This window comes from Aquabacterium sp., assembly GCF_035476535.1.
GTDB lineage: Bacteria > Pseudomonadota > Gammaproteobacteria > Burkholderiales > Burkholderiaceae_C > Pseudaquabacterium.
The window spans coordinates 1-23,221 of the sequence record NZ_DATILJ010000325.1 but is presented as its reverse complement, the minus strand read 5'-3'; the positions used below and the strand labels follow the sequence as shown (position 1 = coordinate 23,221).

Below are 23,221 nucleotides of genomic sequence, written 5' to 3'. Positions count from 1 at the left end.
CTTATGCGTGGGCGCGCGCCTCGCCATCGCCAAACAGGTTGTCGGTGCAGCGGCGGCAGATCGACGGGTGCGCCGCGTCGTGGCCGACGTCGTCGCGCCAGTGCCAGCAGCGCTCGCATTTCTGCGCCGCCGAGGGCGTGACCTCGACGCCGAGTGTTTCACCCGTCAGCAGTTCGGCGGCCGAGGTGATGAAGACGAACTTCAGGTCCTCGCCCAGTTCGGCCAGCAGCGCGTGGGTCTCCGGCGGCGCGGTGACGCGCACGGTGGCCTGCAGCGACGAGCCGACGCCGCCGGTGCTGCGCACGTCCTCGATGGCCTTGTTGACGGCCTCGCGCACTTCGCGGATGCGGCCCCAGGTGCTCAGCAGCGCGTCGTCCGGCGTCTTCAGCGGCCAGTAGGTCTCGACGAAGATGCTGCGGCCGCCGCCGTCGAACACCGCCCAGGCCTCTTCGGCGGTGAAGCTCATGAAGGGCGCCATCCAGCGCAGCATGGCCTGGGTGATGTGCCACAGCGTGGTTTGCGCGCTGCGCCGCGCCAGGCTCTTTGGCGCGGTGGTGTAGAGCCGGTCCTTCAGCACGTCGAGGTAGAACGCGCCCAGGTCTTCCGAGCAGAACACCTGCAGCTTGGCCACCACCGGGTGGAACTCGTAGACCTGGTAGTGCGCCAGGATCTCGGCCTGGAACTGCGCGGTGCGCGACAAGGCCCAGCGGTCGATAGCCAGCAGCTGATCGTCTGGCACTGCATCGGTCTTGGGGTCGAAGTCGCTGGTATTGGCCAGCAGGAAGCGCAGCGTGTTGCGGATGCGGCGGTAGGCATCGACGACGCGGGCCAGGATCTTGTCGTCGCCGGCGATGTCGCCCGAATAGTCGCTGGCCGCCACCCACAGGCGGATGATTTCGGCGCCCAGCTTCTGGCTCACCACCTGCGGCTCGATGCCGTTGCCCAGGCTCTTGCTCATCTTGCGGCCCTGGCTGTCGACCGTGAAGCCATGCGTCAGCAGGCCGCGGTAAGGCGCACGGCCTTCGAGTGCGCAGGCGATCAGCAAGGACGAGTGGAACCAGCCGCGGTGCTGGTCATGGCCTTCGAGGTAGAGGTCGGCCTCGGGGCCTTCGTCGTGGTGGCCGGGGCTGCCGTACTGGTCTTGATGCGTGCCGCGCAGCACATGGCGGAAGGTCGAGCCGGAATCGAACCAGACCTCCAGGATGTCGCTGCTCTTGGTGTAGTGCGGCGCGTCTTCGGCGCCCAGGATCTCTTCGGCCGTCACGCGGCTCCAGGCCTCGATGCCACCGGCCTCGACGATGCCGGCGGCCTGGTCCAGGATCTCCATCGTGCGCGGGTGCAGCTCGCCCGAATCCTTGTGCAGGAAGAACGGGATCGGCACGCCCCAGCTGCGCTGGCGCGAGATGCACCAGTCCGGCCGGTTGGCGATCATGTCGCGCAGGCGGGCCTGGCCGTTCTCGGGGTAGAAGCTGGTGTGGTCGATGGCCTCCAGCGCCATCTGGCGCAAGGTCTTCGGGGCCTTGTCCTTGGTGAAGACACCGTCGCCCTCGTCCATGCGCACGAACCACTGTGCGGCGGCGCGGTAGATCACCGGCGTCTTGTGGCGCCAGCAGTGCGGGTAGCTGTGGGTGATGGTCTGGGTGGCAAACAGGCGGCCGGCATCTTTGAGCGCCTCGATGATCACCGGCACGGCCTTCCAGATGTTCTGGCCGCCGAACAGCGGGAAGTCCGGCGCGTAGCTGCCGTTGCCCTGCACCGGGTTCAGGATCTCGTCGTAGCTGACGCCATGGGCGATGCAGGAGTTGAAGTCGTCCACGCCATAAGCCGGTGACGAGTGCACGATGCCGGTGCCGTCGTCGGCCGTGGCGTAGTCGGCCAGGTAGACGGGGCTCAGGCGGTCGTAGCCGGCGTCGACATGGGCCAGCGGGTGGCGGAAGTTCAGGCCGCCGAGCTTTTCGCCCAGCGTGGTGGCGAGCACGGTGCCTTGCAGGCCATAACGCGTCAGGCACGCGTCCACCAACGAGGCGGCCAGCAGCAGCAGTCCGCGTTCGGTGTCGACCAGCGCGTACTCCAGCGCCGGGTTCAGGTTCAGCGCCTGGTTGGCGGGCAGGGTCCAGGCGGTGGTGGTCCAGATCACCGCGAAAGCGTCTTTCTGCAGCCCGGGCAGGCCGAAGGCGGCGGCCAGCTTGTCCGGCTCGGCGCAGAGGAAGCCGACGTCCAGCGTCTGGCTCTTCTTGTCGGCATACTCGATCTCGAACTCGGCCAGCGAGGAGCCGCAGTCGAAGCACCAGTACACGGGCTTCAGGCCGCGGTAGACGAAGCCGCGCTCGATCACCCGCTTGAAGGCGCGGATCTCGCCGGCCTCGTTGGCGAAGTCCATCGTGCGATAGGGATGATCCCAGTCGCCCAGGATGCCCAGGCGCTTGAAGTCGCTGCGCTGCAGGTTGATCTGCTCGGTGGCGTAGGCGCGGCTCTTGGCCTGCATGTCGTCGCGGCTCAGGTTGCGGCCGTGCTTCTTCTCGATCGCGTTTTCGATCGGCAGGCCGTGGCAATCCCAGCCCGGCACGTACTGCGCGTCGAAGCCGGCCAGCTGGCGGGCCTTGACGATCATGTCCTTCAGCACCTTGTTGACGGCATGGCCCATGTGGATCTGACCATTGGCATACGGCGGGCCGTCGTGCAGGATGAACTTCGGCGCGTGGCAGCGTGCGTCGCGCAGCTGCTTGTAGCGGCCTTGTGCGTCCCAGTCCTTGACCCAGCCCGGTTCACGCTTGGGCAGGTCGCCGCGCATCGGGAACGGGGTGTCGGGCAGGTTGAGCGTGCTGCGGTAGTCGGGGGTGCTCGAATCGGTCATGGCCTGTCGCGCCGCGTTGGCGGCGCGCTCGTCGCTGGATGAAGAAAAGACGGGGAAGAAGGCGTGCCGCGGCGCGGGGGCGGCGGCAGCGGGCAGGTGTCAGTGGACCGAGCGCTGAATTCGGTCGCGCGTGGTCTGCCGCCGCGTGGCGGCGTGCCCGCGAGGGCCTTGACGATGAAACCAGCACAATGCCATGCCATGGATTCTACTGAAGCAGTGCCCCGGGCCCGGCTGGCGTTTCGCAGCCGCTGCCTGCCGGCTGTCGCGCTGCTGCTGGGCGTGGCGCTGGGCGCCGGCGCTGCTGAAGGCCAAGAGCCCGCGCCGGCACAGCCGGTGTGGGAGGGCGCGGTCGGTGTGTTGTTCCGGTACGGGCCGGCCTACCAGGGCTCGGAATCCAGCCGCCTGAGCCTGCGGCCGGGCCTGTTCCTGCGCTATGGCCGTTACTCGGCGACGACCACCGGTGGCTTCGTGACGCGCAGCAACGACGAGGTGCCGCGAGGTGTGTCGGCCGAATTGGTGGCCCGCGACGACCTGCGCGTGAGCCTGTCGCTGCGGCTGGACGGTGGCCGCGACGACGGCGACGACCCGATGCTGCAGGGGCTGGGCAATGTGCGGGCCACGGTGCGTGGGCGCTTGTCGGCGGTGAAAGACTTCGGATCGGGCTGGAAGCTCAGTGCCGGCCTGAGCCCGGACGTGCTGGGTCGCGACGGCGGCATCGTGCTGGACAGCAGCCTCAGCTACGAATGGCGGCTGTCGCCGACGCTGCGCGCGAATGCCGGGGTGTCGCTCACGGCAGGCGACCGCCGCTACATGCAAAGCTATTTCGGCGTGACCGCCGAACAGCGCCAGCGCTCCGGCCACCCGGTCTACGAGCCCTCGGCCGGCCTGCGCGACCTGGGCTTCGGTTTCGGCCTGCGAGCTGACCTGGGCCCGCACTGGCTGGGCTTCGTCAATGCCAGCACGTCGCGCCTGCAGGGGCCGACGCTGGACAGCCCGCTGACCCGCCGGCGCGATACCTGGGGTGTCGGCGGCGGCCTGGCCTGGCGGTTCTAGGCCTGCTGGGTGAACCAGGCCCGCGCCGCAGCCGTGTCGCGGGCGATGCCTTCACGCAACGCGTCCAACGATTCGTAGCGCAGTTCGTCGTGCAGCTTGTGCAGCAGCTCGACCTTCAGCACCTGACCATAACCGGCTTCCGGGCCCAGTGAAGCCGGCCATTCGAGGCAATGGGTTTCGAGCAGCACGCGGCCGGCGTCTTCGATCGTCGGCCGCACGCCCAGGCTGGCGACGCCAGGCACGGGCTTGTCGGTGAGGCCGTGCACCTGCACGACGAAAATGCCCATCGCGGCCGGCTTCGGATGCACGAAGCGCAGGTTCAGCGTGCGAAAGCCCAGCTCGCGGCCGAGCTTCTTGCCATGCACCACATGGCCGCTGATGCTGTAGGGCCGGCCCAGCAGTGCGCTGGCGCGGGCCATGTCGCCGCCAGCCAGCGCCTCGCGCACGGCCGAGCTGGAGACGCGCAGGCCGTGCACTTCGTAGCTCATCATGCGGGCGACATCGAAGCCCTGGCGCTGGCCGGAGGCGTCGAGCATCGCGTAGTCGCCGGCGCGCTTGGCGCCGAAGCGGAAGTCGTCGCCGACCAGCACGTAGCGTGCATGCAGGCCCTGCAACAGCACATCGTCGATGAAGGCCTGCGGGCTTTGCGCGGCAAACGCGGCATCGAAGCGCAGCACCACCACCTGGTCGACGCCGCAGCGCTCCAGCTCGGAGAGCTTGTCCCGCAGCGTCGCGATGCGCGCCGGGGCACTGGCAGCTTGGCCCGCACGCCCCGCGAAGTAGTCGCGCGGATGCGGCTCGAAGCTCATCACACAGCTGGCCAGGCCGCGGTGCCGTGCTTCATTGATCAGCAGCGCCAGCATGGCCTGGTGGCCGCGGTGCACGCCGTCGAAGTTGCCGATGGTCAGCGCGCAGGATGGCGCCAGCCCGGGATGGTGAAAGCCTCGGAAAACCTGCATGCGGCGGATTATCGTCAGCCGGCGCTCTTCAACCCGTGATGGCCTGGGGTCCTTCGACCCAGGCCCATTGCCCTGGCGCCAGGTCGGTCGGCAGCACCAGTTTGCCGAAGCTGCTGCGGTGCAGCGCGGTGACATGGTTGCCCACCGCGGCCACCATGCGCTTGACCTGGTGGTATTTGCCTTGCACCAGCGTCAAACGCAGCGCGTGGGTGCCGGTGATCTCGCAGCCTTCGGCGCGCACCGGCATCGGCTCGTCGTCCAGCATCACGCCGAACAGCAACTGCTCGACCTGGCGCGCATCCACCGGCCGGTCGGTGCTGATCTCGTAGACCTTGGGCACCTGCTTCTTCGGCGACGTGAATCGGTGGATCAGGCCGCCGTCGTCGGTCAGCAGCAGCAGGCCGGTGGTGTCCTGGTCCAGCCGGCCCACCGGCTGCAGGCCGCGGCGGCGCAGCGCGGCCGGCAGCAGCAGCATGACGCTGGGCCAGGCCGAGGGCTTCTGCGAGCACTCATACCCGGCCGGCTTGTGCAGCAGCACCAGGGCCAGGTCGTGGCAGACCCAGGGCCGGCCTTCGACCTCGATGCCCAGGCCATCGGCCATGAAGGTCTCGCCCGGATCGCTGACCGTGGCGCCGCCCACGCGCACCAGCCCGACCTCGATCAGGCCGGCGCATTCGCGGCGCGTGCCGAAGCCCTGGTTGAACAGGATCTCGTCGATGCGCTGGGGCTTCTTCTTCAGGCTCATGGGTGGAGTTCGATCGTCACGACATGGTTGTCCCGGGCCGGCCAGGCGATGCCGACGATGCGCTCGGCCAGCTCGCCGCTGCGGTACTCGGCCACCACCGGCCGGCCAGGGCCGACCTGCAGCTTCAGCTTGCTGCTGGAGACGCCGGCCACGCCGGGCGGAATGCCGGGCGCGGGGCTCAGGCCGTCGAAGCTGATGCTGTCGCGCGGTAGGCCCAAGTAGCCGCGGGGGCGGGTCAGCGTGACGACCGAGGCGGCGCTCTTGTCGGCCTCGGCCAGGCGCTCGGCCCGCAGGTGCACGATGGCCGACGAGCGCGCAAATGGCGCGCGGTAGATGTGCGTCGTGGCGTAGCCGGGTGCACTGATGACGAACTCCAGCGGCGTCGCCGAGTCGGTGGAGAGCGGTCCCCATCGGCCATCGGCGCCGACCGCCTTGTCGACCAGCGCCGCGCCACGCCGCGCGCCGGTGGCGGCGTCCACCGCATACACCGCCACCTGGGCGCCGGCCAGCGGCAGGTTGGTCGGGCCACCGGCACCGATGCCCGAGACCTTGCCATCGAGCAGGACGCTCGCTTCTGGCGTTACCGTCGTGAGCGCCGGCGCCTGGCCGGTGATGAATTCATACGCTGCGGCGAAGGCTTGCGGGTGGTAGCTGACCTCGCGGTGGTCGCGCCCCGGCAGCACCACGTTGTGCGCGCCCTTCAGCGCCGGCCCCTCGGCGGTGACGTGGGTCGGTGTGCCCTTGGCGCCGATCCACACGCCATCGGGCTGCGCGAACTTGTCGTTGCTGTCCGAGCGGGTGGTCATCCAGCGCAGACCGGGCGTGACCTCGTCGGCGTTGGGCCCTTTCGGCGCGTTCAAGCCCGTCAGGAAGGCGCCGGCACCGTTGAACTCGTTGTTGGGCCGGAAGCCAGGGTTGGCCCACACGCCATGGTTGGGCGTGCCGCCGAGGAGGGCGTGCGAGACAGTCTTGTCGCCGCCGCCGTTCTGGATGTAGTTGCGGATGGCGTTGCCGCCGCGTGAGTTGCCGATCAGCACCACCTGGCTGGCGCCGGTGGCCTGGAGCACGCGCTGCACCTCGGCGGCCAGGAACTCGCGCTGTTCGGTGGCCGAGCTGCGGCCGTCCTGCGGCTTGGTGTCGTCGTCGCGCGCTTGCGGCAGCGGGAAGTCCACCGCATGCAGCCGCTCGCGCGGCCAGCCGTTGCTTTCGTAGCGCCACAGCGTCGTGGTCCACAGCGCGGCGGTGTCGCCATTGCCGTGCACGAAGACAATGGGCGGCGGCGCCGTGCCCGGCGTGCTGGCGCAGGCGGTGAGCAGCAGGCCGGAAGCGAACGCCAACAAGGCGCGGCGTTGCAAACGCATGGGGTGTCTCCTGGTTGTTGTGGAATCAGGCCAGGCCGAGATCGCCGGCCGAGGGCAGTGCGGGCTCTTTCAGGCCCTGGGCGGACCCCACGGCATTGAGCACGGCCCGTGCGGTGACTTCGGCGGCCAGCGCGCCCAGCACCGTCAGGTTGCCGGGCTTGCCGCTGCCGCCGGTGGCCAGTGCGAACAGCGTGTCGCCGTCGTGCTGGGTGTGCGCCGGGTTGATGCTGCGTGCCAGGCCGTCGTGCGCCATCGAGGCCAGCTTGTTGGCCTGTGCCTTGGTGAGCTGCGCATCGGTGGCGACGATGCCGATGGTGGTGGCCATGCCGGCCTGCAGCCGCTCGGGCAGCTCGCCACGGCGGATGGCGGCCATGCTGTCGCGTGGCGTGCGGCCATCGGCGGCGCGGGCCCCGGCGATGACGCGGCCGGTGGCCGGATCGACCACATCGCCGATGGCGTTCACCGCCACCAGTGCGGCGACGGTGATGGCGCCGACGCGCATCGATGCGGTGCCGATGCCGCCTTTCATCGCATGTTCGATGCCGAACAGTTTGCCCACCGTCGCGCCGGTGCCGGCGCCGACGCTGCCCTGCGCCGGCGGCTCGCTGCTGGCGGCCACGCAGGCCGCATGGCCGGCCGCGGCATCGGGCCGGATGCGGGCATCGCCGACCCACAGGTCGAACAGCACGGCGGCCGGCACGATGGGCACCCGCGCCGGACCCACCGGCAGGCCATGGCCATGTTCCTCCAGCCAGCGCATCACGCCGTCGGCGGCGGCCAGGCCGAAGGCGCTGCCGCCGCACAGCAGCACGGCATGCACCTGCTCGACGATGTTCTGCGGATCCAGCAGATCGGTTTCCCGCGTGCCCGGCGCGGCGCCGCGCACATCGACACCGCATACGGCACCCTGTTCGCACAGCAGCACGCTGCAGCCGGTGGGCCGGCGGGAATCGGTGAAGTGGCCGACCTTCAGGCCGGCGATGTCGGTGATGGATCCGGGATGCATGGCGCCTGGGGCAGCGAGCGAGGCCGCAGCCTACCACCGCGGAGCCGGGGCTCCAGCTTGGCCCGGTCCGGTTTCGTCAGCCCCTTGGGGACGGCCGCCAGGCGGCCGGGGCAAACGTTCTATGCAAACACGCCGGCCGAATCCTGCATGCGCGCCGACACCTCGCCCAGGTGGTACTGCGTGTCGCCGAGCGTGGTTTCCAGCAGCGTCAGGCGCTTGAAGTAATGGCTGCCGATGTACTCGTCCGTGACGCCGATGCCGCCGTGCAGTTGCACGCACTGCTGGCCGACGAAGCGCATCGAATGGCCCAGCTGCACCTTGGCTTGCGACAGCGCACGGCGGCGCTGGGCGGGCGCTTCGCCCAGCTTCAGGCTGGCGTAGTAGCTCATCGAGCGCGCCAGTTCGAGCTGCATCTTCACGTCGGCGATGCGGTGGCGCAGTGCCTGGAAGCTGGCGATCGCCACGCCGAACTGCTTGCGCGTGTTCATGTACTCGACGGTGATGGCCACCAGCTTGTCCATCGCGCCGACCGCTTCGGCGCACAGCGCGGCGATGCCGACGTCCAGGCCCAGCTCCAGCGCGGCCAGCCCGTCCGTGGTGATCAGCGTGGCCGCTGCGTTGGCCAGCTTCAGTTCTCCGGCGCGGCCGCCGTCCTGCGTCGGATAGGCGGCGACGGTGGCGCCGTCGGCACCTTTTTCCACCAGGAACAGGCCGATGGCATCGGCAGCGCCGGTGCGGGCCGAGACGATGAAGGCATCGGCCTCGTCAGCCGCCAGCACGACGCTCTTCTGGCCGCTGATGGTCCACCCGCTGCCGGAGGGCGTGGCCGTGGTCGAAACCCGTGCATGCTGGTAGCGCGCTCCGCGTTCCAGCCAGGCGGGCACCACCAGCGCCGTGGCATCGGCGATCTTCGGCAGCCAAGCCGCCTGCACCTCGGCCGGCGCGGCCTGCAGCATCGCCGGTGCCATCAGTGCAGCGGCGGCATAGGGCGCATTGACGAGGCCGCGGCCCAGCTCTTCCATCACCACCATGGCCTCGACAGCGCCGAAACCCATGCCGCCCTGGGCTTCGGGCACGGCCAGGCCGGTCAGGCCCAGTTCGGCGAGTTCGCCGTATACCGCGCGGGTCTTGCCGCCGGCCTTGGCCAGCGCATGCCGGCGTTCGAAGGCGAAGCCCTTCTCGACCCAGCGGGCCACCGCGTCACGCAGCGAGATTTGATCGTCGGTGAAGTTGAAGTCCATGGTCAGGCTCCCAAGACAGTTTGCGCAACGATGTTGCGTTGCACTTCATTGCTGCCGCCGTAAATGGTGGTCTTGCGATAGTTGAAGTACGTGGTCGCCAGCGGCGCGCACACCGCGGCGCCGGCGAAGTCGCCTTGCCAGCCGGCTTCCATCGCCTCGTGCACGCACAGGTGGCTGTAGGGGCCGGCGGCCAGCATCATCAGCTCGGTGTAGCGCTGCTGGATCTCGCTGCCGCGCAGCTTCAGGAGCCCCGCGATGTCCAGGCTCTGCTTGCCGCTCTTTTCGGCCGATAGCACGCGCAGCACCATCATCTCCAGCGCCACCACCTCTACTTCCAGCAGTGCGATCTGGTCGCGGAAGCGCGGGTCGTCGTAGACCCCTTCGGCGCGCGCGATGCGCTTGAGCCGTTCCAGTTCGCGTTTGGTGCGGTTGACGTCGGCGATGTTGGTGCGTTCATGCGCCAGCAGGTGCTTGGCGTAGGTCCAGCCCTTGTTCTCTTCGCCGATGAGGTTTTCGGCCGGCACTTCGACGTTGTCGAAGAACACTTCGTTGACCTCATGCTCGCCGTCCATCGTGATGATCGGGCGCACGGTGATGCCGGGTGACTTCATGTCGACCAGGATGAACGAGATGCCGGTCTGCGGCTTGCCTTCGTTGCTGGTGCGCACGAGGCAGAAGATCCAGTCGCCGTACTGGCCCAGCGTGGTCCAGGTCTTCTGGCCGTTGATCAGGTAGCTGTTGCCCTTGCGTTCGGCGCGTGTCTTCACCGAGGCCAGGTCCGAGCCCGAGCCCGGTTCGCTGTAGCCCTGGCTCCACCACACCTCGCCGGAAGCGATGCCGGGCAGGAAGCGTTTCTGCTGTTCGGCATTGCCGAAGCTCATGATCACCGGCGCCACCATCACCGGGCCGAAGGGCACGATGCGCGGCGTGCCAGCCTTGGCGCACTCTTCCTCGAAGATGTGCTTCTGGACCGCATTCCAGCCCGGGCCATCGAACTGCGCGGGCCAGCCGTAGCCCAGCCAGCCCTTGGCGCCGAGGATCCTGGCCCAGCGCTGCATGTCGTCGCGCGACAGGCGCAGCGCATTCAGCACCTTGTGGCTGATGTCCTTGGGCAGGCTCTCGGCCACCCATTGCCGGATGTCGGCTCGGAAGTTCAGCTCTTCCGCGGTGAAGTTCAGGTCCATGTTGGTGTGTCTCCAGGGCTATGACAGCAGCGTCTGCTTTTTAGCACGACCGTTCGCTTTCGGCTTGTCCCTGCCGCGACAAACAGAGGCCGGGTGCACGCTCGGATAGTGCGCCTTGATGACTTCTTCCGGTCCGGATTTCGCGCCATCGTCTCGGCGCGCCCGACTGCCGCGAGAGACTGCCGGTGCTCTACTTTCTTTCCAGGCGCATCACGTCACTGTCGCGGCGCATCGAAAAGCGCGACAGGAAGCTGTTGCCCAGCAGCACCATCGGCATGTCGGCCTGCAGCACCACGGCCTCGACATTGAACACCTCGACGTCACCGATGCGCACGGAAGTGAGGTTGACGCCGTAGACCGGCACCACGCCGCCCGCGGTATGCGACACGCCGCGCCGGCCGCGCTTCCAGTCGATGCCGATGCGGTCGGCATCCGTCTGGCTGATCGCCATCACGGTGGCGCCGGTGTCGACCATGAACTGCACCGATTTGCCGTTGATGCTGCCCGTGGCCATGAAATGCCCACCCGGACCGGCCGGCAGCACGATTTCGTTGCCACCGCCGCCGCCCGAGCCGCCGCCGACCTTGGCCGGCGCCGCGCCGAGGCGCAGCACATTGGAGCGGCCGGCCATCTCGACCTCGGCCTCACCATCGCCGACGCGCTTCAGCGTCACGCCCTTGACGCTGCTGCCCACGGCCAGCGTGTGCGGCTGGCCATCGATCAGCAGCAGCGCCTTGCTCGATCCCAGGCTGCCGGAGAGGCTGACGGTTTGTGCTCCCGCACCACCGGCCAGCGTCAGCGTCAGTGTCAGTGTCAGCGTCAACAGCGGCCAGCCCAGGCGGTGCGCGTGCAAGCTCAATCCCGGAAGTTGTTGAAGGCCAGCGGCACATCGGCCACTTCCTTGCGCAGCAGCGCGATGGCGGCCTGCAGCTCGTCGCGCTTGCCGCCGGTGATGCGCACGCTGTCGCCCTGGATGGCGGCCTGCACTTTCAGCTTGCTCTGCTTGACCAGGGTCTGGATCTTCTTCGCGGTGTCGCTGTCGATGCCCATCTTCACCGGCACGGTCTGGCGCACCTTGTCGCCACCGAGTTTCTCGAACTTCGCGCTGAAATCGAGAAAGCGCGCATCGACGCCGCGCTTGCTGAGCTTGGCCAGCAGGATGTCCTTGACCTGGGCGATCTGGAAATCGCTGTCGCCCAGCAGTTGCAGCGAACGCTCCTTCGCGGCTTCGACGCTTTCGATGTGGGCCGACGAGCCCTTGAAATCGAAGCGCGTGCCGATCTCCTTGTTGGACTGCTCGACGGCGTTGCGCAGCTCAACCAGGTTGGGTTCAAGGACGGTGTCGAAGCTCGGCATGGAGTCGGAAAGGGTGCAAAGGCGGGAGAAAAATTCTGCCATGCCGATGCTGCCTGCACTCGGGTGACATATCAAGCCGGCGTTCGGTGAAAATCGACGGATGGCAAGCACCTCGTCCGCTTTGGCGATTGAACACGGCGCCAGCCTGCGCGAGTTCAATACCTTCGGCTTGCCGGCCACTGCGCACACGCTGGTGCGCATCGCCGGGGACGCCGATGTGCGGCGCGTGCTCGACCACCCCGACCTCGGCCGCGCGCCCAAGCTGGTGCTGGGCGGCGGCAGCAACCTGATCCTCACGCGCGACCCGCAGGCCGTGGTGCTGAAGGTGGAGGTGACGGGCCGCCGGCTGGTGGAAGAGCGGCCGGACGCCTGGATCGTCGAGGTCGGCGCCGGCGAGACCTGGCACGACATCGTCGACTGGACGCTGTCGCAAGGCTGGCCGGGCCTGGAGAACATGGCGCTGATCCCCGGTACGGTGGGCGCCGCGCCGGTGCAGAACATCGGCGCCTACGGGCTGGAACTGCAGGAGCGCTTCGAATCGCTGGATGCCGTGGGTCTGGTCACTGGCCGCTGCGTGACGCTGGATGCCCAGGCCTGCGCCTTCTCTTACCGCGACAGCGTGTTCAAACGCAGCGGTTTCGGCGGTCTGGCGGGCAAGAGCCTGATCACCCGCGTGCGGCTGCGCCTGCCCCGGCCCTGGAGCCCGGTGCTGGGCTACCTGGATCTGGAGCGGCGCATGGCCGAAACCGGCAACCATGCCCCCGATGCGCGCACGATCTTCGACTGGGTGTGTGCGATCCGCCGCGCCAAGCTGCCGGATCCGGGGCAGATCGGCAATGTCGGCAGCTTTTTCAAGAACCCGGTGGTCAGCCCCGAACAATGCCGCGACATCATCGCGCGCGACCCCCACATCGTGCACTACACGCTGGCCGACGGCAGCTTCAAGCTGGCTGCCGGCTGGCTGATCGACGCCTGCGGCTGGAAGGGCAAGTCGATCGGCCGCGCCGGGGTCTACGAGAAGCAGGCGCTGGTGCTGGTCAACCGCGGCGGCGCCAGCGGCGCCGAGGTGGTGACGCTGGCCCAGGCGATCCAGGAGAGCGTCTACGGCCGCTTCGGCATCCGGCTGGAGCCGGAGCCGGTGGTCATCTGAGCTGACAGAGGCCGACTCTGGCGCGGTGGCGCCGCCGCTGTGTCACCACCCGGTCATTCGCTGATCAGGCCTTCGGCGGCGCACAGGCTGCGCGTGGCGTTGACCAGTTCTTCGTAACGCTGCACCGCGAGCGCCAGCTGCGCTGCGCTGAGCGTGCTGCCATCGCGGTTGAGCGTGGCGGCGGCATCGGCCAGCGCCGGCAGGCCGAGGTTCAGTGCCGCGCCCTTCACCGCATGCGCAGCGCGGCGCAGGCTTTCGGTGTCGGCATCGCGCATCGCTTCGCGCATGCGGCGGGCGGTGTCGCTGGCCTGTTCGAAGAAGCCGCCATAGAGCGCCGGCGAGCGGCCGGCACCCATCAGCTCGGTGACATCGGCGAGCGCGGCATGGTCGATCAGCATGGCCTCGCGCGGCGGGCTACCCGGCGCCGCGGCCGCGCCGACGTGAGCGACGGCATGGGCGCCGGCAGGCACCGCCGCGGCGGGCAGGCCGAACTGCTGAGACAGCAGCGTGGTCAAGGCCGGCAGGCTGACCGGCTTGGTGATGACCTCGTCGACGCCGGCGGCCATGCAGCGCTCACGCGTTTCGGCAAACACATCGGCGGTCAGCGCGATGATGCGCACCCGCGACGCCGGCGCCGGCAGGCTGCGGATGGCTTCGCTGGCGGCCACGCCGTCCATCACCGGCATGTGCACATCCATCAGCACCAGGTCGAAGCTGCGCTCGCGCATGGCCTGCACCGCTTCGAGCCCGTTGGTGACATGGTGGCCATGGTGGCCCAGCCGCTCCAGCAGCGCGGCCAGGTACATGCGGTTGACCGGATGGTCTTCGGCCACCAGCACGCGCAGGCCGTCCTGCGGCGGCGCCAGGGGGGGCGGCACCGGACCGGCGGCCGGGGCTGTGGCGCTGCCGTCGGCCGTCGCGCTGCCGGCCGAGGCGGCCGGGCCGGTTTCGTCGGCCGGTGGCGCATCGGGTACCAACGCGCTGCGGAAGCTGAACACGCTACCGGCGCCGGGCGTGCTGCGCACGACGATCTCGCCGCCCATCAGGCGCGCCAGGTTGCGCGAGATGGCCAAGCCCAGGCCGGTGCCGCCCTGGCGCCGGGCGCGGGGATCGTCGGCCCGGGCAAAGCGCTGGAACAGCCGCGAAACGGTGTGCGGGTCCATGCCGATGCCGGTGTCGCTGACATCGAACTCCAGCTGCGGCGCGCCCTCAGGCCCCGCCACCTGGGCGCAGCGCAGGATCACGCTGCCGTGGTCGGAAAACTTGATCGCGTTGTTGAGCAGGTTGAACAGCACCTGGCGCATGCGCGTGGGGTCCAGGCGCACATGGCTGGGCAGGGACTCGTCGTAGCGCAGCTCCAGCGTCAGCCCCTTGGCCTGGGCCTGCGGCTGCATCAGCGCATGCACCTCGTTGACCAGCCCGCGCAGCGCCACCGAGCGCGTCTGCAGCGCCAGGGCGCCGGATTCGAGCTTGGACAGGTCGAGGATGTCGTCCAGCAGGTGCAGCAGATGGGTGGCCGACTCATCGGCGGTGGTCAGCCAGTCGCCGGCCTGCGGGTCGCCGGGCGCCTCCTTCAGCAGCGACAGCATGCCCAGCAGCCCATGCAGCGGCGTGCGCAGCTCGTGGCTCATGTCGGCCAGGAACTCGCTCTTGGCATTGCTCGCGGATTCGGCCTCGATGCGGGCGTCGCGCAGCTGGTCGGCCAAGGTTTCCAGGTGCTGGCGGCGCTGCTCCAGCTTGCGCATCTGGCGCAGCGCGATCAGCGCGAAGACCAGCACCATGGCCGACAGGAAGCCGGTCAGCCCGAGGCCGATCTCGTTGTGCTGGCGCACCTTGTCCTGGCGCTCGGTGACTTGCGAAGCCACCTGGTGGGTGGCATCCAGCAGCAGCTGGTGGATCGGGTCGCCGAGTCCGATCAGGTCGGCCAGCAGCGCGCGCGCGGCCTGCGGGCTCAAGGGGCCGCGCGGTTCGCTGCTGAGGTACAGGTCGGCGCGGCTGCTGAAGCTGTCGATCTGGCGCAGCACCTGCTGGGCATTGGGCACGCGGCCGATCAGCTGCTGGGCCCGCTCGGCGCGCAGCAGCGCGGCGCGGGACAGGAAGATGTCGTAGCGCAGCTGCAGCGGCGCCGGGTTGCCGGCGGCCGTGTCCAGGTCCATGCGCCACTGCTCACGCAGGCGCAGGTATTCGGTTTCCAGCTGGTACAGGCTCAGCACCAGGTAGTCGTTCTGGTTCTGCACCGTCAGGTTCAGCAGTGCGTATTGGCGCACCTGAACGAAGGCCGCGGCCAGCAGCGTGGCCAGCAGCAGCAGCCCGGTGACGCCGAACCACGGCGTGACCCGCTGATTCACGACATGCCCCCCACACGTCGCAGTCCAACCAAGCGAGGGCCGCGGATCCGGCTCCGCCGGTCCGCTGGCGCTGCCCCCCTGGGGGGGAGGCGGCCGTTAGGCCGCTTCGGGGGGGGGCTCATTGGATATCGATGGCCTTGAGCTGCCAGGCGCAGCGCGTGTAGTAGAGCGCGCGGCGCAGCGTGTTGTTGCTGTCGAAGGGGTAGATGATGAACAGCGGGCCCTTGTCGCGCACCGACATCGGCTTGTCGTCGAGCAGGCGGGCCAGCAGCACGTCGTAGCGCTGCACGTCGTCGACGGGGATGTCGACGCGGTAGTCGTTCAACGCGGTGGCTTTCAGCGACTGGCCCTGTGCCATAGCGGCCGAAAGCACGTCGCGCACCAGCGGACCGGTGAACTTGCGCGGCTGGCTGTACCAGGGCGTGCGGGTGCTGAAGCTCTGCTGCGGCAGGCGCTCGAGCATGGCCATGTCGAACAGCGCCTGCGGTTCGCCATGAGCCTGGTGGTTGGGCGATCGCACCCGGCCGGTGAGCGTGAGCACCACCGAACCATCGGGCGTCTCCAGCGCGTGCGCGGAGCGTGCGGCCATCGAGCCCAGGGCAGCCAGACACAGCAGGTGGCGGCGTTGCATCGTGGCAGTGAAAGCGGGATGGCCTGAAGAAAGTGACTATGGTAACCGCCCCCCGAAGGCTTGCCCGTGAGGCTGTTCACCACAATGAGGGCGGCCACGCTGGGAAGCGGCGGTGCCGTAGGTTAAGCTTTTGGATTATGTCCAGCGCCGGCACCTTCACCACTGACGGGCACACCAATGCCCTGCCGCCGGGCACGCGGCTCAATGAATTCGAGGTGCGGCGGGTCATCGGCGTCGGCGGCTTCGGCATCGTCTACCTGTGCTTCGACCATGGGCTCGAGCGCGAGGTGGCGATCAAGGAATACATGCCCTCGTCGCTGGCCTCGCGCACGGCGACATTGCATGTCTCGCTGAGCTCGCCGAACAACGAAGAAACGTTCAAGCTCGGCCTGCGCTCCTTCGTGAACGAGGCCAAGATGCTGGCGCGCTTCGATCACCGCTCGCTGATCAAGGTGCATCGTTTCTGGGAAGAGCGCGGCACCGCCTACATGGTGATGCCGCTGCTGCGCGGCCGCACCTTGCGCGAAGCCCGGCGGGGGATGGGCGTGCCGCCCACCGAAGCCTGGCTGCGCGGCGTGCTCGACCCGGTGCTCGGCGCGCTGGAGGTGCTGCACCGCGAGGACGTGTTCCACCGCGACATCGCGCCTGACAACATCCTGATCGGCGACGACGGCGTGCCGATGCTGTTGGACTTCGGCGCCGCGCGCCATGTGATCCAGGGCCGCAGCCAGACGCTGACGGCCATTCTCAAGCCCAGCTACGCGCCGATCGAGCAGTACGGCGAAGCCGCCAACCTGCGCCAGGGGGCCTGGACCGACCTCTATGCGCTGGGCGCCACCTTCCATTTCCTGATCACCGAATCACCGCCGCTGCCGGCGACGGTGCGCACGCTGAGCGACGATGCCGCGCCGCTGGCCACCATGCCGCGGCCGGGGGTGTCCGACGATTTCCTGCGCACCGTCGACTGGATGCTGGCGCCGCGCCCGGCGGACCGCCCGCAGTCGGTGGCGGAGTTGCGCGAGGTGCTGTCCGGCCGCTTGCCGGTGCCGGTGCGCACTGTGGTCCCGGCTTCGCCTACGGCCTGGCAGCGCACCGAGGCGCAGATCACCGTCAAGCCCGATCCTGATCCTGATGCCGACATCGACCTCGGCGAAGCGTCGGTGCCGCCCCCGGCCTCTGCGGTGACCCGACCCCCACAGCCTGCAGCCCGCCCGGCACCGCCGATGCCACGCCCGGCCGTTGTGCGGGCCTCGCATCCGCCGGCATCCGTGCCCCCGAACGGGCAGGACGATGACGGCGAAGGCTGGTCGGCCACCGGAGACCGGGTGCTGCCGCCGCGCCCGTCCGGTCTGCCCGCACGCTCGCTGGCCCCGATGTTCGTGGGCGGCGGCGCCGTGCTGCTGATCGTCGGCCTGCTGATCTGGTACCTGCAGCGGCCGCCCGCCGAAGGGCCGCGCCCGGCGCAAGCGGCGCCGGCCGCCTCGGTGGCGGCGTCGGCCGCGCCGGCGCCAGCCGCTTCGGCTGTCGAGACGGCCGCGTCGCTGCCGGCCGCAACGGCGCCGGTGGCCTTGTCTGCGGCGTCCAGCCCGGTGCCGGCACCGGCACCGGCCGTGGTGAAGGCCCCTGCACCCACCCCTGCCGCGCCTGCACCGGCGACCGCACGCGTGCCTGCCGCGCCAAGTGGCCCGGCGACGCAGACCCCCGCGCCCGGGACGGCCCCGATGACGGTGGAGAGCGCCGCCTTGCGACCGCTGCCGGCTTCGGCCGCCGCGCCGGCTTCGGCGGCGCCGCGCAGCACGCCGAACAACCGGACCGCTGCAGCCGTCAACGAGCGTCGCCCCCCGGTGCTGCCCGGCCCGGCTGCCGACAGCTCGCCGCCACGCGCACCGGCGGAAACAGCAGCCCGGTCGCCGGCCAGCCCGCCGGCCGAGCGCAGCAACGACGGTGCCCTGACAGCCGTGCCGGCCGCCGGCCGCGACCCGCGCGAACAATGCGGCGGCCGCATGCTGCTGGCGCTGCACAAGTGCCTGGTGCGTGAGTGCGTGAAGCCGCAGTTCTACGACCACGGTGAATGCGTGCAGGTGCGCGCGATCGAAGAGCGCGCCCGCGTGCGCAACAGCCCGTAGGTCGAAGCGGCGGCGGCGCGCCCGCGCCCTGCGGGTGGCGCAGCCGTCTCGGGCGTGACAGTTCGCGGGTTCCCCGCGTTGCGGCTGCGGCGGGGCATCGGCTACACCGGGGCTGTCATCGGCTCACGGTCCAGCCCGCACCATGCCCCTGTCTGCCACTCGCCTGCATCACGCCATCTGGCCCAAGCGCCTGCCGCGTTCCCTGGTGTTGCCCGACACCAGCCTGTGGTTCAACCTCGAGGTCTCGGCGACCCGCTTCCCGGACCGCGCGGCCTACCTGTTCTTCGGCAGGCCGACCCGCTATGCCGAGATCAGGCAGCAGGCCGAAGCATTGGCCGGCTGGCTGCAAGCCCAGGGCCTGGCCAAGGGCGAGCGCGTCATCGTGTTCATGCAGAACTGCCCGCAGTTCGTCATCGCGGTGCACGGCGTGCTGCGCGCCGACGCGGTGGTGGTGCCGGTGAATCCGATGAACAAGGTCGACGAGTTCGGCCATTACATCAGCGATTCGGGCGCCCGCTTCGTGCTGACCACGGCGGACCTGGCCGGCATCGTTGCCGAGGCCGATGCGCAGCTGCCCGCGGCCAAGCGCCTGCGGCAGATCGTCGCCACGCGCTTCGCCGATGCCTTGCCGGAGGGCCCGCTGGACCCGGCCGAAGCACCGAACGACGCCGTCCTGGCCTGGCTGCGCGCCCACCCGCCGCTGCCGCCGGGCGCGCAGCGCTGGACCGAGGTGCTGGACAGCGGCCATCGGCCGGGCCCGCACACCGCGCGGCCCGACGACATGGCGCTGCTGCCCTACACCTCCGGCACCACCGGCATGCCCAAGGGGTGCATGCACACCCACCGCACGCTGATGCACAACGTCAGCGGTGCCGGCCAGTGGGGCCACGGCGGCCCCGAGACGGTGAGCCTGGGCGTGGTGCCGATGTTCCACATCACCGGCTTCATCTACGGCTGCATGGCCTCGGTGGCCGGCGGCGGCACCACGGTGATCCTGCCGCGTTGGGATCGCGAGCTGGCCGGCCGCTTGATTTCGCGCCACCAGGTCACGCACTGGACCTGCATCCCGACGATGATCATCGATCTGTTCGGCAGCCCGAACTACGCCAGCTTCGACCTGTCCAGCCTGCGCTACCTGTCCGGCGGCGGCGCGGCGATGCCGCAAGCCGTGGCCGAGCGGCTGAAGGCCGAGTTCGGCATCACCTTCGCCGAAGGCTACGGCCTGACCGAAACCGCCGCGCCCACCCATGCCAACCCGCCCGAGCGCGCCAAGCTGCAGTGCCTGGGCATCCCGGTCTTCGGCACCGACGCCCGCATCGTCGACCCCGAAACGCTGCAGGAATTGCCGATCGGCGAGACCGGCGAGATCGTGGTCAGCGGGCCGCAGATCTTCCAGGGTTACTGGGGCCACCCGGAGGCCACGCGCGCGGCCTTCTTCGAGCTGGAAGGCCAGCGCTTCTTCCGCACCGGCGACCTGGGCCGCATGGACGAGGAGGGCTACTTCTTCATCACCGACCGCCTCAAGCGCATGATCAACGCCAGCGGCTTCAAAATCTGGCCCAGCGAGGTGGAACTGCTGCTGTTCAAGTGCCCGGCGGTGCAGGAGGCCTGCGTGATCGCCAGCCGCGACGCGTACCGTGGCGAAACCGTGAAGGCCGTGGTGGTGCTGCGCGCCGACGCGCGTGGCAAGACCAGCGAGCAGGACATCATCGCCTGGTCGCGCGACCACATGGCGGCCTACAAGGTGCCGCGCATCGTCGAGTTCGTCGATGCGCTGCCGAAATCGGGCTCCGGCAAGGTGATGTGGCGGCAGTTGCAAGAGCGCGAAGCGCGCTGAGCCCGCCGGCCCGGTTCACAAGCCTTTACCTCGCCGCGGTCGGCGGCCTGGCGTTTGCTGGCGTTCAGGACAGATCCCGTTCAACCCTTGGAGTGTCTGAATGAAACCGACGCATGCCGCTTCCGCGCTGCTGCTCACGCTGTCCACGCTGCTCGCCGGCCCGGCCGCGATGGCCGCCGACCGCGCCAAGATCACCGACGCTTGCAAGGCCGACATCAAGAAGCTGTGTCCGGACGTCAAGCCGGGCGGCGGCCGCATCGCGGCCTGCATGAGGGAGAAGAAGGACCAGATGTCGAGCGAGTGCAAGGCCGACCTCGCCAAGCAGGCGGGCGAGAAGAAGGAGAGCAAGACCTGATGCGGTGCCGGCCGCTGGGCGGCCGCCGGCTTGCCGATCCGGCTTCGCCTTGCCCGGCCTGCCGATCAGGCAGTGCCCTGCATCAGCGCCGTGTAGCGGCGCTGCATTTCGTCCGGATCGAGTTTCTCGATCTCATGCCCCAGCAGCCACTGATGGCCGAAGGGGTCGCGCACGCGGCAGCTGCGTTCGCCATAGAACTGGTCGGTCGGCGTCATCTCCATCGTGGCGCCGGCGGCCACGGCGCGTGCGGCGCAAGCGTCGCAATCGTCCACATGCAGGTGGATCGACGCGCCCAGCACCGTGTCGCCCAGCGGCGCCAGCAGGCCGTACTCGGGGTACTCCTCACTGAGCATCAGCACCGTCGGCCCCAGCTGCAGTTCGACATGGCCGATGCGGCCGTCGGGCTCGACCAGGCGAAAGCGCTCCACCGCGCCGAAGGCCTGCGCATAGAACGCGATCGCTTGCGCTGCGCCCTTCACGCGCAGGTAGGCAAACACTTCGTGGATCACCGGGGGTGGGGGGCTCATCGTTCGCTCCAAAGCCAAGGAAGGCCTGCAGCTTAGGGGCGGCACCAAGCCCCTGTCTTGAACAAAATTTCCGGGCCCGCGCCTCGCCGCTTCAGCGGCAGGCCACGTGGCTCGCAAACGCCGTGGCGTTGCGCAGGTACTCGCCCGGCGTGAAACCGGCGAAACGGCGGAATTCGCGCACCAGGTGGGCCTGGTCGGCATAACCCGCATCGGCAGCGGCCGCGGCCCAGCCGTGCGGCTGCGGTGAATGGTCCAGCACCGCATTGAAGCGCATCAGTGCGGCGTGGCGCTTGGGCGACAGGCCGCACACCGCGCGGTAGCGCGCGATGAAGCGGGCCGGCGAACATTCGCTGGCGCGCTGCAGGCTGCCGATCGCCACGTGGCCACCGGCCAGCTGGCTGAGGGCCCATTGCACCATCGCATCGGCGGGGGCCTGCAGCCGCAGGCGCGCGCACAAGGCGCTCTCCAGCACCTGCAGGCGCAGGGCGGGCGAGGCCAGGCCAGCCGGGCCGATGAGGCGCTCACGCAACTGGTCGGTGAAGCCCGGCCACAGCGCCTCCAGCGGCAGGCTGCGATCGGTGAACTCGTCGGCTGGCGGTGCGAAGAAGCCGGCCAGGCCACCGGGTCGGAAATGAGCGCCGACGACGCACAGCGGGGTCGAGGTGTCGCGCAGCGTCGGGCCCTGCTGCGCGCCTTGCAGCAGGCCGCCGGCGAGCTGGCGGCCGTGCCGGTCGGTGGCACTGTCGAAGCGGCGCAGGGCGTCCTGCGTCAGCGGCACGATCAGGTCGGCGCTGCCGGTGGGCAGGTTCCATTCCCGGCTGTGCGGCAGCGCGGCGAGGCGTTCGCTGGTCCACAGCGTGTCGACGAAGCAGCCCAGCGGCGGCGCCGGGCGGCGGCTGAGCCAGGTTGATGGTGCTGAGGCCATACGGGTCAGAACCCCGAGCCCGGGGTCTGCAGGAAGGCCAGTTCCTCGGCCGTGCTGGGCCGGCCGAGGGCGGCGTTGCGGTGCGGGAAGCGGCCGAAGCGCGCGACGATCACCTGGTGCTTGTGCGCCCAGTCCTGCAGGCCGGCCAGCGTCGGTTCGTCCTGCTCGAGCTGGCCGAAGAGCTGCAGCGACTGTTGTTGTGCCGCCAGGTCCTCGGCATGTTCGAAGGGCAGGTAGACGAACTGTCGCTGCACGCCGCCGAGCTGGCGGTCCTGGCCGCTGGCTACCATGGCCCGTGCGGCGGCCAGCGCGCGGGCATCGCCGGCGAAGGCACGCGCCGTGTCGCGAAAACTGTTGCGCGTGAACTGGTCCAGCACGATCAGTTGCGCCAGCGCACCCTGCGCGCTGGCGGCCCAGCCGCTCAATTGGCCCGCTAGCGCCGATTCGATCAGTGCACCAAAGCGCTCACGGATCTGCGCGTCGAAGGCCGCGTCCTTGCGGAACCATTCGGCGCGCGGCTGGCCATGCTGCGGGTCATCCGGCGGGTCGAACCAGAAGTCCAGCACCGCCCGGGCATCCGGCGGCAGCGTGCTGGGCAAAGCGTTGGCGCGCATGGCGGCGATTGTGCGGCCGGGCGCCAAAACCTCGTCAGCGGCCCAGCTGCTGCCACAGGAAGGCGTAGCCCAGCGCCAGCAACTCGGCGCGCTGCGCGCTGTCGGCCGCGCCGGCGTGGCCGCCTTCGATGTTTTCGTAGTACAGCGGCGCGTGGCCTTGTTCCAGCATGCGCGCCACCATCTTGCGGGCGTGGCCGGGGTGCACGCGGTCGTCGCGTGTCGAGGTGGTGAACAGCGTGGCCGGCAGCTTCACGCCGGCTTTGAGGTTCTGGTAGGGGCTGTAGGCCGAGATCCAGGCCCATTCATCCGGCTTGTCGGGGTTGCCATACTCGGCCATCCACGAGGCGCCGGCCAGCAGCTTGTGATAACGCTTCATGTCCAGCAGCGGCACGCGGCAGACCACCGCGTTGAACAGCTCCGGCCGCTGCAGCATCACCGCGCCGACCAGCAGCCCGCCATTGCTGCCGCCTTCGATGCCGAGGTGGCGCGGGCTCGTCACGCGGTGGGCGATCAGGTCTTCGGCGACCGCCGCGAAGTCGTCGTAGCTCTTCTGCTTGTTCGCCTTGATGGCCGCCTGGTGCCAGGCCGGGCCGTACTCCGAGCCGCCCCGGATGTTGGCGAGCACGAAGGCGCCGCCGCGTGAAATCCATGCGCTGCCATAGGTCGGCAAGTAGCGCGGCAGTTGCGCGACTTCGAAGCCGCCGTAGCCGTACAGCAGCGTCGGGGTGCTGCCATCGGCCTTCGCATCCTTCGGCCAGACGATGAAGTAGGGCACGCGGGTGCCGTCCTTCGAGCTCGCAAAGCGCTGTTCGACGCGTGCCCCGCTGGCGTCGAAGAATGCCGGCAGTGACTTCACCGCTTGCAGCGTGTCCCGTGCGGCCTCGGCGATGTACAGCGTGTCCGGCGTCAGGAAGCCGCTGTGGTTGAGCCAGAAGGTCTCGGCCAGCGC

20 protein-coding genes are annotated in these 23,221 nt (G+C 69.5%); 5 read left to right on the top strand and 15 right to left on the bottom strand.

The window, feature by feature from the left end:
* Position 1 precedes the first annotated feature (1 nt).
* A complete protein-coding gene (ileS, locus tag VLK61_RS31085; RefSeq protein WP_325427434.1) occupies positions 2–2,854 on the bottom strand; it encodes an isoleucine--tRNA ligase in 2,853 nt (950 codons plus the stop codon).
* A gap of 198 nt (positions 2,855–3,052) precedes the next feature.
* Here ileS and VLK61_RS31080 point away from each other — a divergent pair, with 198 nt between their 5' ends.
* Positions 3,053–3,907, top strand: coding sequence for a MipA/OmpV family protein (locus VLK61_RS31080; RefSeq protein ID WP_325427432.1), 855 nt, complete (start codon positions 3,053–3,055; stop codon positions 3,905–3,907).
* Here the strand turns inward: VLK61_RS31080 and VLK61_RS31075 are convergent.
* From VLK61_RS31075 to VLK61_RS31040, 8 genes are all read right to left on the bottom strand, one after another.
* Complete coding sequence (locus tag VLK61_RS31075; RefSeq protein ID WP_325427430.1) at positions 3,904–4,866, bottom strand: bifunctional riboflavin kinase/FAD synthetase; 963 nt, start codon at positions 4,864–4,866, stop codon at positions 3,904–3,906. The two genes, VLK61_RS31080 and VLK61_RS31075, sit on opposite strands and share 4 nt — an antisense overlap.
* A 28-nt stretch (positions 4,867–4,894) precedes the next feature.
* Positions 4,895–5,611 (bottom strand): pseudouridine synthase, encoded by a 717-nt coding sequence (locus VLK61_RS31070; protein ID WP_325427428.1) that lies wholly within the window; start codon positions 5,609–5,611, stop codon positions 4,895–4,897.
* Positions 5,608–6,972 (bottom strand): twin-arginine translocation pathway signal, encoded by a 1,365-nt coding sequence (locus VLK61_RS31065; protein WP_325427426.1) that lies wholly within the window; start codon positions 6,970–6,972, stop codon positions 5,608–5,610. Before VLK61_RS31065 ends, VLK61_RS31070 begins: the two co-directional genes overlap by 4 nt.
* Positions 6,973–6,997: 25 nt before the next feature.
* Positions 6,998–7,978: a P1 family peptidase gene (locus VLK61_RS31060; RefSeq protein ID WP_325427424.1), complete on the bottom strand. Its 981-nt coding sequence runs from the start codon at positions 7,976–7,978 to the stop codon at positions 6,998–7,000.
* Between the two features lie 119 nt (positions 7,979–8,097).
* Positions 8,098–9,219, bottom strand: a complete 1,122-nt coding sequence (locus tag VLK61_RS31055) for an acyl-CoA dehydrogenase family protein (RefSeq protein ID WP_325427422.1) — start codon at positions 9,217–9,219, stop codon at positions 8,098–8,100.
* Between the two features lie 2 nt (positions 9,220–9,221).
* The gene (locus VLK61_RS31050; RefSeq protein WP_325427420.1) at positions 9,222–10,403 is read right to left on the bottom strand and encodes an acyl-CoA dehydrogenase family protein; all 1,182 of its coding nucleotides are present in this window, start codon (positions 10,401–10,403) and stop codon (positions 9,222–9,224) included.
* A 190-nt stretch (positions 10,404–10,593) separates the two neighbouring features.
* Entirely contained in the window at positions 10,594–11,256 is a 663-nt protein-coding gene (locus tag VLK61_RS31045) for a retropepsin-like aspartic protease family protein (RefSeq protein ID WP_325427418.1), read from the bottom strand.
* Positions 11,257–11,258: 2 nt separating this feature from the next.
* On the bottom strand, positions 11,259–11,759 hold the full coding sequence (locus VLK61_RS31040; protein ID WP_325427416.1) for a YajQ family cyclic di-GMP-binding protein: 501 nt from the start codon (positions 11,757–11,759) through the stop codon (positions 11,259–11,261).
* A gap of 100 nt (positions 11,760–11,859) precedes the next feature.
* Between VLK61_RS31040 and murB the strand changes: the two genes are divergently transcribed.
* On the top strand, positions 11,860–12,909 hold the full coding sequence (gene murB / locus VLK61_RS31035; protein WP_325427414.1) for a UDP-N-acetylmuramate dehydrogenase: 1,050 nt from the start codon (positions 11,860–11,862) through the stop codon (positions 12,907–12,909).
* A 53-nt stretch (positions 12,910–12,962) separates the two neighbouring features.
* Here murB and VLK61_RS31030 read toward each other — a convergent pair whose 3' ends face one another.
* The gene (locus VLK61_RS31030) at positions 12,963–15,257 is read right to left on the bottom strand and encodes an ATP-binding protein (RefSeq protein ID WP_325427412.1); all 2,295 of its coding nucleotides are present in this window, start codon (positions 15,255–15,257) and stop codon (positions 12,963–12,965) included.
* Between the two features lie 118 nt (positions 15,258–15,375).
* Positions 15,376–15,888, bottom strand: a complete 513-nt coding sequence (locus tag VLK61_RS31025) for a hypothetical protein (protein WP_325427410.1) — start codon at positions 15,886–15,888, stop codon at positions 15,376–15,378.
* A gap of 137 nt (positions 15,889–16,025) precedes the next feature.
* Between VLK61_RS31025 and VLK61_RS31020 the strand changes: the two genes are divergently transcribed.
* From VLK61_RS31020 to VLK61_RS31010, 3 genes are all read left to right on the top strand, one after another.
* Entirely contained in the window at positions 16,026–18,014 is a 1,989-nt protein-coding gene (locus VLK61_RS31020) for a serine/threonine protein kinase (protein WP_325427408.1), read from the top strand.
* A gap of 142 nt (positions 18,015–18,156) precedes the next feature.
* Positions 18,157–19,851, top strand: a complete 1,695-nt coding sequence (locus VLK61_RS31015) for a long-chain fatty acid--CoA ligase (RefSeq protein ID WP_325427406.1) — start codon at positions 18,157–18,159, stop codon at positions 19,849–19,851.
* Between the two features lie 100 nt (positions 19,852–19,951).
* Positions 19,952–20,206: a cysteine rich repeat-containing protein gene (locus tag VLK61_RS31010; protein WP_325427405.1), complete on the top strand. Its 255-nt coding sequence runs from the start codon at positions 19,952–19,954 to the stop codon at positions 20,204–20,206.
* A gap of 65 nt (positions 20,207–20,271) precedes the next feature.
* On the opposite strand, the gene VLK61_RS31005 is transcribed toward VLK61_RS31010, so the two are convergent.
* From VLK61_RS31005 to VLK61_RS30990, 4 genes are all read right to left on the bottom strand, one after another.
* Positions 20,272–20,733: a VOC family protein gene (locus VLK61_RS31005; protein ID WP_325427403.1), complete on the bottom strand. Its 462-nt coding sequence runs from the start codon at positions 20,731–20,733 to the stop codon at positions 20,272–20,274.
* Positions 20,734–20,824: 91 nt separating this feature from the next.
* Complete coding sequence (locus VLK61_RS31000; protein WP_325427401.1) at positions 20,825–21,658, bottom strand: DUF6597 domain-containing transcriptional factor; 834 nt, start codon at positions 21,656–21,658, stop codon at positions 20,825–20,827.
* Positions 21,659–21,663: 5 nt separating this feature from the next.
* Entirely contained in the window at positions 21,664–22,272 is a 609-nt protein-coding gene (locus VLK61_RS30995; RefSeq protein WP_325427399.1) for a DUF924 family protein, read from the bottom strand.
* 34 nt (positions 22,273–22,306) lie between these two features.
* Positions 22,307–23,221: prolyl oligopeptidase family serine peptidase (locus VLK61_RS30990; protein WP_325427397.1), on the bottom strand; the 915-nt coding region annotated here is incomplete at its 5' end.

What these genes read in the sequence shown, in the direction of transcription:
- ileS (WP_325427434.1), bottom strand. Translation starts at nt 2,854, where the DNA reads ATGACCGATTCGAGCACCCCCGACTACCGCAGCACGCTCAACCTGCCC.
- VLK61_RS31080 (WP_325427432.1), top strand. Translation starts at nt 3,053, where the DNA reads ATGGATTCTACTGAAGCAGTGCCCCGGGCCCGGCTGGCGTTTCGCAGC.
- VLK61_RS31075 (WP_325427430.1), bottom strand. Translation starts at nt 4,866, where the DNA reads ATGCAGGTTTTCCGAGGCTTTCACCATCCCGGGCTGGCGCCATCCTGC.
- VLK61_RS31070 (WP_325427428.1), bottom strand. Translation starts at nt 5,611, where the DNA reads ATGAGCCTGAAGAAGAAGCCCCAGCGCATCGACGAGATCCTGTTCAAC.
- VLK61_RS31065 (WP_325427426.1), bottom strand. Translation starts at nt 6,972, where the DNA reads ATGCGTTTGCAACGCCGCGCCTTGTTGGCGTTCGCTTCCGGCCTGCTG.
- VLK61_RS31060 (WP_325427424.1), bottom strand. Translation starts at nt 7,978, where the DNA reads ATGCATCCCGGATCCATCACCGACATCGCCGGCCTGAAGGTCGGCCAC.
- VLK61_RS31055 (WP_325427422.1), bottom strand. Translation starts at nt 9,219, where the DNA reads ATGGACTTCAACTTCACCGACGATCAAATCTCGCTGCGTGACGCGGTG.
- VLK61_RS31050 (WP_325427420.1), bottom strand. Translation starts at nt 10,403, where the DNA reads ATGGACCTGAACTTCACCGCGGAAGAGCTGAACTTCCGAGCCGACATC.
- VLK61_RS31040 (WP_325427416.1), bottom strand. Translation starts at nt 11,759, where the DNA reads ATGCCGAGCTTCGACACCGTCCTTGAACCCAACCTGGTTGAGCTGCGC.
- murB (WP_325427414.1), top strand. Translation starts at nt 11,860, where the DNA reads ATGGCAAGCACCTCGTCCGCTTTGGCGATTGAACACGGCGCCAGCCTG.
- VLK61_RS31025 (WP_325427410.1), bottom strand. Translation starts at nt 15,888, where the DNA reads ATGCAACGCCGCCACCTGCTGTGTCTGGCTGCCCTGGGCTCGATGGCC.
- VLK61_RS31020 (WP_325427408.1), top strand. Translation starts at nt 16,026, where the DNA reads ATGTCCAGCGCCGGCACCTTCACCACTGACGGGCACACCAATGCCCTG.
- VLK61_RS31015 (WP_325427406.1), top strand. Translation starts at nt 18,157, where the DNA reads ATGCCCCTGTCTGCCACTCGCCTGCATCACGCCATCTGGCCCAAGCGC.
- VLK61_RS31010 (WP_325427405.1), top strand. Translation starts at nt 19,952, where the DNA reads ATGAAACCGACGCATGCCGCTTCCGCGCTGCTGCTCACGCTGTCCACG.
- VLK61_RS31005 (WP_325427403.1), bottom strand. Translation starts at nt 20,733, where the DNA reads ATGAGCCCCCCACCCCCGGTGATCCACGAAGTGTTTGCCTACCTGCGC.
- VLK61_RS31000 (WP_325427401.1), bottom strand. Translation starts at nt 21,658, where the DNA reads ATGGCCTCAGCACCATCAACCTGGCTCAGCCGCCGCCCGGCGCCGCCG.
- VLK61_RS30995 (WP_325427399.1), bottom strand. Translation starts at nt 22,272, where the DNA reads ATGCGCGCCAACGCTTTGCCCAGCACGCTGCCGCCGGATGCCCGGGCG.